This is a genomic window from Arthrobacter alpinus (assembly GCF_001445575.1).
In the GTDB taxonomy this organism is placed as follows: Bacteria; Actinomycetota; Actinomycetes; order Actinomycetales; family Micrococcaceae; genus Specibacter; species Specibacter alpinus_C.
Genome location: NZ_CP013200.1, coordinates 2,506,547 through 2,519,106, shown reverse-complemented (window position 1 = coordinate 2,519,106; position 12,560 = coordinate 2,506,547). Strand labels below are relative to the sequence as shown.

Here is a 12,560-nt window from a genome sequence, read left to right as displayed (position 1 = left end):
TGCGTCCGCAATCAAGTCTAACCGTGTCCACCCACACAATGCGAATGGACACGGCATACGGCTACTTGGTTACGAGGTGGTTTTCAAAGCGAGCAATGCTGGCAAACTCGCCGGCATCGAGGCTGGCTCCACCTACCAAAACACCGTCAACATCGCGCTCGGCCATGATGGCGCCCACGTTGTTGGCCTTGACTGATCCGCCGTAGAGCAGACGAGTCTTGGCAGCGGTCTCAGCATCGAAGAGTTCCACGAGCTCGGCGCGGATGGCTGCGCACATTTCCTGCGCATCTTCGGGGCCGGCAACTTCGCCGGTACCAATGGCCCAGACGGGCTCGTAGGCAATGACCAGCTGTGCAGCCTGCTCGGCGGTGAGGCCAGCAACGCCGCCACGAACCTGTGCGAGCGTGTGCTCTACATGGGTTCCGGCCTTGCGGATTTCAAGGCCTTCGCCGGCGCAGAGGACGGGAGTGACCTCGTTGCGGAAAGCGGCCTGGACCTTGGCGTTGAGCAGCTGGTCGCTTTCGCCATGGATTTCTCGGCGTTCGCTGTGGCCAACCAGGACGTAGGCGCAGCCGAGCTTGTTCAGGAAGGCGCCAGAGATGTCTCCGGTGTAGGCGCCTGAATCCTTATCGGAGAGATCCTGTCCACCGTACACAAGCTTGAGCTTGTCGCCCTGAACCAAAGTCTGGACACCGCGCAGGTCGGTGAAGGGAGGGAAGACTGCAACTTCCACTCGGTCAAAATCGTGGCGGGCATCGGACAGGGTCCAGGCCAGCTTCTGCAGGAGGGTGATGCCCTGGACATGGTCCATGTTCATCTTCCAGTTGCCTGCGATCAGCGGCGTCCGGTCAAAATTGCCGTTCGTTGAAGTAGTCATCGCTTCTCTCGTTTCTTGCGTTACTTAGAGTAAAACTTTTTTCACAACAGTGCCGATAGGGAAATCGGCAAAAAGTGGCGGCGGGGAGACCCCGCCGCCACTGTGGTGCATTTAGCGGTCGAGTGCGATCAGACCCGGGAGTTCCTTACCTTCAAGGAATTCCAGGCTGGCGCCGCCACCGGTGGAGATATGACCAAACGCGTCATCAGCAAAACCCAATGATCGAACGGCCGACGCGGAGTCGCCACCGCCAACAACGTTGAAGCCACCGTTGGACGTGTTAGCAGCAAGTGCACCGGCGACTGCCCGCGTTCCACCAGCGAAAGCCGGGAACTCAAAGACACCCATCGGGCCATTCCAGAACACGGTCTTCGCACCGGAGATCGCAGCAGCAAACGCTGCACCGGAATCCGGTCCAATGTCCAAGCCAAGGCCAGCGGCGCCGAAGCTGCTGCTTTCAATGGATTGTGCAGCAACTACTTCATGTGCTGCATCTGCAGCAAAACCTGCGGCTACAACGACGTCGGTGGGCAACACAAACGTGGTGCCAGCCGCTTCGGCGCGGGCCAGGTAATCCTGTACCACGGGGATCTGGTCAACTTCCAGCAAAGAAGCGCCAACCTTGTGGCCCTGGGCCGCGAGGAAGGTGAACAGCATGCCGCCGCCAACCAAGATGGAATCGGCCTTGCCAATCAGGTTGTCAATGACAGCCAGCTTGTCCGAAACCTTGGACCCACCCAGAACAACCACATAGGGACGCTCGGACTCGGTGGTCAGCTTGCGCAGGACCTCCAGTTCCGTGCGCACCAGATCGCCCTGGTAGGACGGCAGCACCTTGGCAATGTCGTAGACACTGGCGTGCTTGCGGTGGACGGCACCAAAAGCATCGTCCACATAAGCGCCGTTGGTACCAGTCAGGGAGGCGAGCTCGGCAGCGAAAGCCGCCCGTTCGCCGTCGTCCTTGGACGTTTCGCGAGCATCGAAGCGCACGTTTTCCAGGACCAGTACCGAGCCGTCAGCCAACTCGGCAGCAGCAGCCACAGCGGCCGGGCCGGTGGTGTCTGCAGCGAGTGTGGCGTTGAGTTCCGGTGCCAGCTCGGCCAAGCGAGCCACCGCAGGAGCCAAGGAGTACTTGGCTTCGGGGGCACCCTTGGGCCGGCCCAAGTGGGCACTGACCAGAACACGGGCACCGGCGTTAGCCAGGGCAGAGATAACGGGGATCGACGCCTTGATGCGTCCATCGTCACTGACGTTAGAGCCGTCGAGCGGCACGTTCAGGTCACTTCTGACCAGAACGTACCGCCCGCGGACACCTTCATCGATGAGTTCGCTGAGGGTGTGAAGAGTCATTCTCGCCTAGGCCTTAGAGCTTCGAAGCGACGAGTTCGGTCAAGTCGACCAGGCGGTTGGAGTAGCCCCACTCGTTGTCGTACCAGGAAACAACCTTGACCTGGTTGCCGATGACCTTGGTCAGGCCCGAGTCAAAGATGGACGAGGACGGGTCGCCAACGATGTCCGAGGACACGATCGGGTCTTCGGTGTAGGTCAGGTAACCGGCAAGCTTGCCTTCAGCTGCGGCAGCCTTGTAGGCAGCGTTGACTTCTTCAACGGTGACCTCGCGGCTCACTGTTGCGGTCAAATCCGTTGCTGAACCGGTGGGGACGGGTACGCGAATGGCGTAACCATCGAGCTTGCCCTTGAGCTCCGGCAGAACCAGGCCGATAGCCTTGGCGGCACCGGTGGAGGTCGGGATCATGTTGATGGCAGCACCACGGGCACGGCGAAGGTCGCTGTGGGGACCGTCCTGCAGGTTCTGATCGGCAGTGTAGGCGTGGATGGTGGTCATGAGACCGCGCTCCAGGCCGAAGTTGTCGTTCAGCACCTTGGCCAGCGGGCCCAGGCAGTTGGTGGTGCAGGATGCGTTGGAGATGATGTGGTGCGCAGCCGGATCGTAGAGATCGTCATTGACGCCCAAAACGATCGTGATGTCTTCATCGGATGCCGGAGCGGAGATGAGGACCTTCTTGGCGCCTGCATCAATGTGCTTCTGAGCGGCAGCAGCCTTGGTGAAGAAACCGGTGGATTCGATGACGATGTCTACGCCCAGCTCTCCCCAGGGGAGGTTGGCGGGATCGCGCTCAGCCAAAACGGTGATGGTCTTGCCATCAACAACGAGGTGACCGTCAACAACCTCAACGGAAACGGACAGGCGGCCGTTTACGGAGTCGTACTTGAGCAGGTGGGCCAGCGCTTCGGGGCTGGTGAGGTCGTTGACTGCAACGATCTCAATGTCTGCACCCTGAGCCAAAGCGGCGCGGAAGTAGTTGCGGCCAATGCGGCCGAACCCGTTAATACCAATACGAGTAGTCACTTGTTCTCTCTCCTTGGTGCTCACAATGGAACACACGTAGACAGGTTGAAGGTCACCTTCAACCACTATTTCCCGCACGACATTGGGCAGAGATTTTTTACTGGCACACAGCACTAAAGCGTGCACCGTGATCTATATTACGTTCCATGGTGCCCGCCCCGTAAATTTTACGGAGCGGGCGTCCATATATTGGTCATTTTTCCAGCCTTTGAGGGCCGTCAAAGAATGACTCAGGTTCCTGCTGGTAACACTAGATTCTGCTACTTACGGCAGGATCAGGCCAGTCGCGTTCTTGCGTGCAGCCTCAAAGCGCTTGGACACATCGGCCCAGTTAACAATGTTCCAGAATGCCTTGACGTAGTCAGCCTTGACGTTGACATAGTCCAGGTAGAAGGCGTGCTCCCACATGTCCAGCATCAGCAGCGGGGTGGTGGCTACAGGAACGTTGCCCTGCTGATCGAACAGCTGCTCGATGAGCATGTTGCCACCGAGGCCTTCGTAGGAAAGCAGTGCCCAACCGGAGCCCTGGATACCCATGGCTGCTGCGGTGAAGTGTGCGCGGAACGCATCGAAGGAGCCAAAGGCGTCATCGATTGCTGCGGCCAGCTCGCCCTCAGGCTTGTCGCCACCCTCAGGTGAGAGGTTGTTCCAGAAGATCGAGTGGTTGGTGTGACCACCGAGGTGGAATGCCAAGTCCTTGGAGAACTTGTTGACGTTGGCGAAGTTGTTGCTTTCGCGTGCTTCGGCAAGCTGCTCCAGAGCCAAGTTTGCGCCAGCGACGTAAGCCGCGTGGTGCTTGCTGTGGTGCAGTTCCATGATGCGGGCGGAAATATTTGGTTCCAAAGCAGCGTAGTCATAGCTGAGTTCTGGAAGTGAGTACTGAGTCACGGTTCCTCCATTGCGATTCTTCTGATTTTCACCGGCAAAAAGGACCGGCCGGGCAAAAGGGGCCCAAACGGGCCGCGCTTCAACCTCTACTCTTCCATACTAGAACGTTTAGCCATCGAGCATGTCAAAGGTGACGTTAGACTCAGTCCCCGGGATGCCCAGATCCTTGGCCTTTTTATCAGCCATTGCCAGCAAGCGGCGGATGCGCCCAGCGATAGCATCCTTGGTCAGCGGCGGATCGGCCAAACGGCCCAATTCGTCCAGACTTGCCTGCTTGTGCGCCACGCGCAGTTCGCCTGCGTACTTCAAATGATCGGGTACGTCCTCGCCTAGGATCTCCAGCGCCCGCTCCACCCGAGCACCTGCGGCAACTGCTGCCTGAGCAGAACGTCGCAAATTGGCGTCATCAAAATTAGCCAGACGGTTAGCCGTAGCGCGTACTTCCTTGCGCATGCGGCGTTCCTCCCACACCAAGAATGTGTCATGGGCGCCCATGCGCACCAGCAGCGCACCGATGGTATCGCCGTCGCGAATGACCACGCGGTCAATTCCGCGCACATCGCGGGCCTTGGCGGCGATGTCTAGACGGCGGGCGGCGCCCACCAGAGCCAACGCCGCTTCCGGACCGGGGCAGGTGATCTCCAACGCGGAGGACCTTCCCGGTTCCGTCAGTGAGCCATGGGCCAAGAAGGCGCCGCGCCAAACTGCCTCGGCATCAGCCGTAGAACCATTGACGACGGCGGATGGCAGCCCTCGCACGGGCCGTCCACGTCCGTCGAGGAGGCCACTTTGGCGAGCCAAAGCTTCGCCGTCACGCACCACACGCACCACATAGCGGCTGCCGCGGCGCAGCCCGCCACCGGAGACCACCACAATTTCACTTTGATGACCATACATTTCTGCAATAGCCATGCGTAGGCGCCTAGCCGTGGCTGCGGTGTCTACCTCAGCTTCGATGACGATCTTGCCAGCGATGATGTGTAGCCCACCCGCAAACCGCAGTAGCGCTGATACTTCAGCCTTACGAACCGATGACTTTTTTACGTCAAGCCGGGACAATTCCTCTTTTACTGCCGCGGTTAGCGCCATGGTTCATCCTCCACTGATCACGATAATTTTTGACCACCAAAATATCTCGGTAGGCCGCTGCCAAACGCAACGGGTCATGGACCGCATCGCCGCCCGAACTACCCACCTTACCGAACACAACCTCGGCACCAATCATTGCCGCTGCTCGTTCGAACTCGGCGGCGTCGCCAATAGTACTCGGATCGGCCAGCACTACGTCCACCGTAAATTCCGGTGCATACCGGGAGATGACATGCAGATGGTCGGCTGCATTCATTCCCGCTGCTTCCAGGTCATTGACGTCCAGGTTCATGGTGATCAGGCGCTTGGCCTTGGTGGTGCACAGCGCTTGACGCATTTCGGGCAGGAGCAGGTGCGGCAGCACGGAGGTGTACCAAGAGCCTGGCCCCAAAACTACCCAGTCGGCCTCATGAATGGCCGTCACGGCTTCTCGGCAGGCCGGGGCATCCTTAGGTAGCAGGCGCACATTTTCCACCTCGCCAGCCTTGGCGAGCTTTGACTGTCCACGGATGAGGGTGCCTGGTGTGCCGTTAACCCGCACCAAACCCTCAATGGTGAGAGGCACGCTGGCCATGGGCAGCACTTCGCCCCGAGCGCCCAGCAAGGCACCGGCCCAGCGCAAACCTGCCACTGGATCCCCCAGCAGTTCCCACAACGTGACAATGAGCAGGTTTCCCAGCGCGTGATTATCTAGCGAGCCGGCAACACCTTCCTTGGAGGTGAAGCGATGTTGCATGACATCGCGCCAGGTCCTCCCCCAGTCCGTATCGTCACACAGCGCAGACAGGGCCATGCGTAGATCACCTGGCGGGAGAACACCCAACTCCTCGCGTAAGCGTCCGGAGGATCCGCCGTCGTCAGCTACTGTCACAACGGCGGTGACATTGCCGGTGACCAGGCGCAATGCCGAGAGCGACGCCGCTAAGCCGTGGCCGCCTCCCAAAGCAGCAACTTTGACGCCGGAATCCGCTGCTGGGAGCTTGTTCGCCGACGGAATGATCGGCAAAATGCCCGTGTACACTGCTACTCCCGGCCCAGATCACGGTGGCGGATGCTGGTGGTGACGCGCGGCAGCTGGCTCAGGCGCTTGGCCAGTTCGATCGCGACGGCAACCGAGCGGTGCTTGCCGCCGGTGCAACCCACGGCGATGGTGGCGTAGTGCTTGTTTTCGCGGCGGTAACCGTCAAAAACGGGCTCGAGCATGTGCACATACCGGTCCACGAAATCGTTGGCACCATTGTCGTTGAGGACAAAGTTGCTCACGACCTCGTCTTCGCCGGTGAATGGACGCAGCTGCGGGATCCAGTGCGGGTTGGGGATGAAACGGACGTCGGCAACATAGTTGGCGTCCACGGGAAGGCCGTACTTGAAGCCGAAGCTCATGATGGTCAGGCTCAAAACAACGGGGCCTGATTCGGAGAACAGCTCTGTCACGGCAGTGCCCAGCTGGTGCACGTTCATGACGGAGGTGTCCAGAATCATCTCTGCCTGGTCCTTCATCTCGGCCAGCAAGAGACGTTCGGCCGCAATGCCGTCGGTGATGCGGCCATCCTTCTGCAATGGGTGCGGGCGCCGGCCCTGCTCAAAGCGGCGCACCAGGGTGTCATCGCTGGCGTCCAGGAAGAGAACCCGGTAGGAGACTCCCGCGGCGGAGAGCGCGTTCAAGGACTCCCGAATGTCAGCGAAGAGTGCCTTGCCGCGAACATCGACCACCACGGCAAGCTTGGGAAGTGCGGCGGGCATGCGGGCCACGAGTTCGGCCAGTGCGGCGAGCATCTGGGGAGGCAGGTTTTCAATGACGAACCAGCCATGGTCTTCCAAGGCGTTGGCTGCGGTGCTGCGACCGGCTCCGGACATGCCGGTGACCACGAGAAGCTCCGCTTCTACGGGCTTGACCGGGGTCAGCTCGCCTTCGACGGCGGCAGTGGGTTCTTGCTGTTGAGTCATTGCTCTTCCCTGTCGGTTGTTGGCGTGCACATGCAGCACGCACCAGCTACTGATCTAAGCGTACTGGGCGAGGGCCCCGAATTTCAGCGAAGCGAAATTTGGGAGACCAGGAAGCGGTACTGGGCGAGGGTTATCAGTTCGTGAGGATGAGCGGCCCGTCTTCGGTAATGGCGATGGTGTGCTCGCTGTGGGCGGAGCGGGCTCCCGTTGCACTGCGGAGTGTCCAGCCGTCTGAATCGGTGATCAACTCTGCGGTATCTGCCATGATCCATGGTTCGATGGCCAGCAGTAGGCCAGGGCGAAGCTTGTAGCCGCGTCCGGGCTGGCCATCGTTGGAGATGTGGGGTTCTTGATGCATGGTTGTGCCGATGCCATGCCCACCGAAGTCGGTGTTGATGGGGTAGCCGCCAGCGGACAATACCGAGCCAATGGCATGAGAGATATCGCCAATCCGCGCTCCAGGGTTGGCTGCCGCGATCCCGGCTGCAAGGGCCCGTTGCGTGGTCTCGATCATCAGAGAATCGGCAGGCGAGGCTGGCGCTCCAACGATGAAGCTAATGGCGGCATCGGCCGCGATTCCACCGAGGATCGCAGCGAGGTCAAGGGTGAGTAGGTCCCCGTCTTTGAGGGCATAATCGTGAGGTTTACCGTGCAGCACGGCATCGTTGACAGAGGTGCAAATGTAGTGCCCAAAGGGGCCGTCACCAAATGACGGGTCATAATCGACATAGCAAGAACTGGCACCTGCATCAGCAATCATCTCAGCTGCCCACTGATCGATTTCCAAGAGATTGGTGCCAACTTTGGCCCGTCCCTGCAAACTTTTCAGAACCGAGCCGATGAATTTTCCGCTCTCCCTGGCTCGCGGCAGGTCAGCTGGACCGAATATTTCAATCATGCTTTTATCCCCTCAGTAATCCAATAACAATACCGGTAAGACTATTCCGGTACTATCATTGCTTCTATGGTCAGACTCCCACTCACTCCCGCCGAGATCGAACGAGGGCAAAACTTGGGGGCACTGCTGCGCCGAGCCAGAACGGATCGCTCGATGTTTGATGTGGCCGTAGCCGCAGGCATCTCACCCGAGACGCTCCGGAAGATCGAAACTGGCAGGGTAGCCACTCCCGCCTTCTCAACCATTGCGGCAATTGCCGCCGTACTTGGGCTTTCGCTCGATGATGTTTGGGCAGCCATCAACCAGCCAGCCGCAACGCCTGTCTACCAGGCGCTAGCGGACCGGCTGCCGGAGCGCTTAGCGTCTTAGTGCTCCAAACCAGAATCCTTCCCGGCGCGGTCGCTCGGTTGGCCGAAACGTTTCCCGAGGTTTCCCCACTGGCGGTTCCAGCAGTGGTTTGAGGCATCGCGCCATCGCCCGCCAGCAAGCTATCGCCCGGGGCCGGCCCTGAGTGAGGCTAGAGGAAAACCGCCCCAGCAAGGCTCTAGTCCAGAATTTCGCCCGTGGTCATGTTGACCGCTGGCGCCTGCGGCTGGTTTTGGTCCTGCGCATTCAACGTGTCGTAGATAGCTTGGGCTAGGACAGGACCAACGCCCTTGGCTTCCCCGAGCTCCTCCAGCGAGGCGGCCCGGACCTTCTTCAGCGAACCAAAATGTGCCAGCAGTGATTTCTGCTTGGCAGCACCCATACCCGGAACCGTGTCCAATACCGATGCGACCATGGCCTTGCCACGCTTGGCCCGATGGAATGTGATGGCGAATCTGTGGGCCTCGTCGCGGATGCGCTGCAGCAGGTACAGCCCTTCCGAGGAACGCGGGAGGATCACCGGGAAATCGCTGTCCGGGATCCAGACTTCTTCTAGCCTTTTTGCCAATCCGACGACGGCCACATCAGTAATACCCAGATCCGCCAGTGCGCGCGAGGCCGCGTTGACCTGAGGGATGCCACCATCCACCACGACCAGGTTGGGCGGGTAGGCGAACTTGGACTTGGGCGTCTCGGCTCCATCACCGTTCGCACCGTCACTGTCCAGCCCCCCACTCAAACCGGCGGGGACACCCGAGGAGGTGCCGCCGTCGTGCGTTCCGAGCAACGCGGGGCGGGCCAGCACCTCACCGCTGATGCCAACATTTTGGGCACACCGTTCCTGCTCGGCCAGGTAATTGCGGAAGCGTCGGGTGATCACGTCATACATGGAAGCGGTGTCATCGATCGCGGCATCGCCCGTGATGGCGAATTTGCGGTACTCACTCTTCTTGGTCAGCCCGTCTTCGACCACCACCATGGAAGCCACCACATTGGTGCCTTGGACGTGGGAAATGTCGTAACACTCGATGCGCAGCAGCGGCATCGGCAGCTCCAACGCTTCCTGCAGCTCCTGCAGGGCCAGCGAACGGGTGGTCAGATCCCCCGCACGCCGTGACTTGTGCAAGATCATCGCCTGGCGAGCGTTGGCCTGGACGGTGTCCATCAGGGCGGCCTTTTCACCGCGTTGCGGCACCTTGATGGAGACCGGCCCGTTGCGCAGCGTGCCCAGCCAAACAGACAATTCTTCATGGTTGGCGGGCAGCTCAGGTACCAGAATGTTGCGCGGGATAGAGTCCTGTTCGGAATCTTCACTGCCGTAAACCTGTTGCATGAAGTGTTCCCAGAGATCGGCGTCGGTGGCGTCCTCCACCTTCTCCACAATCCAGCCACGCTGTCCTCGGATACGCCCGCCACGGACGTAGAAGACCTGCACCGCAGCTTCGAGGTCATCCTGTTCAACGGCGAAGATGTCCGCGTTGGTGTCTTCTGTCAGCACCACGGCATTACGCTCAAAGACCTTTTTCAGCGCAATGATGTCATCGCGGAGTCGGGCAGCCTGTTCGTAATCGAGCTCCGACACGGCGGCAGCCATTTTCTTTTCCAGTGTGCCGATGAAGCGCTTGGCCTCCCCGCCCATGAAGTCGCAGAAATCCTGGGCGAGGGCCTGGTGATCTTCAACGCTGATGCGGCCCACACACGGGGCGGCACACTTGTCGATGTAGCCGAGCAGGCATGGACGCCCGCTGCGCTCAGCGCGGCGCAGCACACCCACACTGCAGCTGCGCACGGGGAACACGCGCAGCAGCGTGTCCATGGTTTCGCGAATGGCCCCGGCTGTATACGGACCAAAATAGCGGGTGCCCTTGCGCCGCTCACCGCGCATGACCTGCACCCGCGGGAACTTCTCACTCATGGAGACTGCCAGGTACGGGTACGTTTTATCATCCCGGAACGCCAAGTTATAGCGTGGCGTAAATTCCTTGATCCACGTATATTCCAGTTGCAGAGCTTCGAGTTCACTGCCCACAATGGTCCATTGCACGCTAGCGGCATGATGAACCATAGCGTGGGTTTTGGGCAGCAGGGTGGCCGGATTGGCGAAGTAGGAATTCAGGCGTGAGCGGAGGTTTTTAGCCTTACCCACATAAATGATGCGCCCATGCTCGTCGCGGAACCGGTACACGCCCGGATCTGTAGGAATTTCGCCCGGCTTGGGCCGATAGTCAACTGGATTTGCCACACGTCTATCCTAGTCTGGGCCCATAGGATGCCGAAGCCCACGCGCCCGAGGCACCCGCGGGAGGGCGTGGTGGGGCCCCGCTTGCCAGGTTGGCACGCTGGGCCCACAACCGCGAGGGATCCGCGGCGAGCTTGCGAACGGCGGCTAGTACTTGGGTGGGCCCACGCTTGCCAGGCTGGCACGTTGGGCCCACAACCGCGAGGGACCCGCGGCGAGCTTGCGAGCGGTGGGAGCGGTTGGGGACTATTCGACGACAGGGCTCTGGTTGTATTTGGTGCTTCGTTCCTGGCCGGTGAGCTCGGCGATCGCGTCCATGATGGTGTCAGTGACCAGACGACGAGCCGGCAGCGAATGGTCCGGCCCGGTTTTATCGAAGTACAACGGCTTGCCAAAGCGCAGCGTGAACCGGGCAGGCCGGAAGCCTTTGCTTCCGGCAGGCTGTAGCTTTTCGGTGCCAATGATCCCCACGGGAACCACGGGAGCGCCGGTGGTCAGTGCCAGCCAACCCACGCCTGTTCGGCCACGGTACAAAATGCCATCACGGGAGCGAGTTCCCTCAGGGTAGATCCCCACGCCTTCATTCCGACCCAAAATATCAAGCAGCGTCTTGAGTGCCTGCACGCTGGCCGCCTGTTCGCCACGTTCCACCGGAATGGAATTCACGGACTCGAAGAAGGATTTCATGAGTTTGCCCTTGACACCCTTCCCCGTGAAATATTCAGCCTTCGCAAAGAAGGACACGGGCCGCGGGGTAAGCGCCTGAACAATTACTGAATCGAAGAAGGAGAGGTGATTGGGCGCCACAATAAATGGCCCGTCGGTGGGCACGTTCTCGAGGCCCTCCACGGTAGGCCGGCAGACGGCCGCTATGGTGCCGCGGGTCAGCAGCCGGGTTGCGTCATACAGCGCCATGGTCGGGCCCCCTGCTAGAACTGTTCGGGTTCCCGTGCCAGCCAATTCCGTAGCCAATTCCTGTGTGGAATGGACGACGGCGGCAGCTCCTGCCGCTGTCAACTCACCTTCTGCGGCAAATCCCCAGGCAACCCCGATGCACTCAAGTCCGTTGTTCCGGGCCCCCTTCACATCCTGGTGCCGGTCCCCCACCATGACAGCGGTGAGCTCCGTGCCGGGTGCGACAACGAGTGCGGCCATAGCTGAGGTGTCGGCCAGTGCGGCAGCAACAATCTCAGTCTTGCCAGGGCGGTACTGCGGATCCCCGGGCTTCAGTGTTTCATCAGCGTGAGAACCGCGAATGGTGTGGAACAGGGTGTGGATACCGTGATGTGCCAGCAGCTTTTTGGCCAGCGGCTCGGGCTTTTGCGTGGCAACGGCGAGGTAAACGCCGCTGTCCTTCAACTGCGTCAGCAGCTCACGGACGCCCGGGTAAACCTGCGACATGGCCATGCCGTGCTCTGCATACCAGGCCCGGTAGGCGGCGATCACGCCATCGACCTGGGCCTCGGGGACCCCGGCAATGTTGACCAGTGCGTCGGCCAACTTGGGGCCGATCATCATATTGAGCACGTCGGTCTCCGGCACAGGCAGGCCCAAGGAACGCAGGGCAAATGCCACCCCGCCGGTGATGCCACCGGCGGGGTCAACGAGCGTCCCGTCGAGGTCGAAAAGAACCATCCAGGGCAGGTTGTCACGTTTTTTGCCCGCAGTCATGGCAGGAATCACTGTACTCACGTCCACCAGTTTCTCACGACCGGACCGTCACCGTGCCCATCCATGCAGCAGGAGGCATACATGAGATGGGCTACCGGCTCGGTGGGTGGGCCCACGCCGGCCAGGTTCCCGGGAAATCGCGTCAGCGATTTCCCGGGCCGGAACAGTGTGGGTGGGCCCACGCGCCCGAGGGCCCCGAAGCGAGGCGCTCATT

General features: G+C 60.5%; 11 protein-coding genes and 1 pseudogene. 1 reads left to right on the top strand and 11 read right to left on the bottom strand.

All coding sequences use genetic code 11. From position 1 onward, the window contains the following. Window positions 1-61 precede the first annotated feature (61 nt). The 8 genes from tpiA to map form a co-directional block, all read right to left on the bottom strand. Entirely contained in the window at window positions 62-877 is an 816-nt protein-coding gene (gene tpiA / locus AS189_RS11030) for a triose-phosphate isomerase (protein ID WP_062288689.1), read from the bottom strand. A 111-nt stretch (window positions 878-988) separates the two neighbouring features. Beyond that, on the bottom strand, window positions 989-2,227 hold the full coding sequence (locus AS189_RS11025; RefSeq protein WP_062288686.1) for a phosphoglycerate kinase: 1,239 nt from the start codon (window positions 2,225-2,227) through the stop codon (window positions 989-991). 13 nt (window positions 2,228-2,240) lie between these two features. Beyond that, window positions 2,241-3,248: a type I glyceraldehyde-3-phosphate dehydrogenase gene (gap, locus tag AS189_RS11020; RefSeq protein ID WP_062293476.1), complete on the bottom strand. Its 1,008-nt coding sequence runs from the start codon at window positions 3,246-3,248 to the stop codon at window positions 2,241-2,243. A 264-nt stretch (window positions 3,249-3,512) separates the two neighbouring features. Beyond that, window positions 3,513-4,136: a superoxide dismutase gene (locus AS189_RS11015; RefSeq protein ID WP_062288682.1), complete on the bottom strand. Its 624-nt coding sequence runs from the start codon at window positions 4,134-4,136 to the stop codon at window positions 3,513-3,515. A 108-nt stretch (window positions 4,137-4,244) separates the two neighbouring features. After that, on the bottom strand, window positions 4,245-5,225 hold the full coding sequence (whiA, locus tag AS189_RS11010; RefSeq protein ID WP_062288678.1) for a DNA-binding protein WhiA: 981 nt from the start codon (window positions 5,223-5,225) through the stop codon (window positions 4,245-4,247). Further along, window positions 5,182-6,246, bottom strand: coding sequence for a uridine diphosphate-N-acetylglucosamine-binding protein YvcK (locus tag AS189_RS11005; RefSeq protein ID WP_082634233.1), 1,065 nt, complete (start codon window positions 6,244-6,246; stop codon window positions 5,182-5,184). The genes whiA and AS189_RS11005 overlap by 44 nt, the downstream gene beginning before the upstream one ends. A 2-nt stretch (window positions 6,247-6,248) precedes the next feature. Then, complete coding sequence (rapZ, locus tag AS189_RS11000; RefSeq protein WP_062288675.1) at window positions 6,249-7,172, bottom strand: RNase adapter RapZ; 924 nt, start codon at window positions 7,170-7,172, stop codon at window positions 6,249-6,251. 133 nt (window positions 7,173-7,305) lie between these two features. Then, window positions 7,306-8,070, bottom strand: a complete 765-nt coding sequence (gene map, locus AS189_RS10995) for a type I methionyl aminopeptidase (protein ID WP_062288672.1) — start codon at window positions 8,068-8,070, stop codon at window positions 7,306-7,308. Between the two features lie 66 nt (window positions 8,071-8,136). On the opposite strand from map, the gene AS189_RS10990 reads away from it, so the two are divergent. Continuing rightward, a complete protein-coding gene (locus AS189_RS10990) occupies window positions 8,137-8,439 on the top strand; it encodes a helix-turn-helix domain-containing protein (RefSeq protein ID WP_062288667.1) in 303 nt (100 codons plus the stop codon). 175 nt (window positions 8,440-8,614) lie between these two features. On the opposite strand, the gene uvrC is transcribed toward AS189_RS10990, so the two are convergent. From uvrC to AS189_RS19395, 3 genes and pseudogenes are all read right to left on the bottom strand, one after another. Beyond that, window positions 8,615-10,678, bottom strand: a complete 2,064-nt coding sequence (gene uvrC / locus AS189_RS10985) for an excinuclease ABC subunit UvrC (protein WP_062288663.1) — start codon at window positions 10,676-10,678, stop codon at window positions 8,615-8,617. A 243-nt stretch (window positions 10,679-10,921) separates the two neighbouring features. Then, entirely contained in the window at window positions 10,922-11,590 is a 669-nt protein-coding gene (locus AS189_RS10980) for a lysophospholipid acyltransferase family protein (protein WP_062293472.1), read from the bottom strand. A 72-nt stretch (window positions 11,591-11,662) separates the two neighbouring features. Then, window positions 11,663-12,310: pseudogene (locus AS189_RS19395) on the bottom strand (HAD hydrolase-like protein); the annotation flags it as partial. Window positions 12,311-12,560 lie beyond the last annotated feature (250 nt).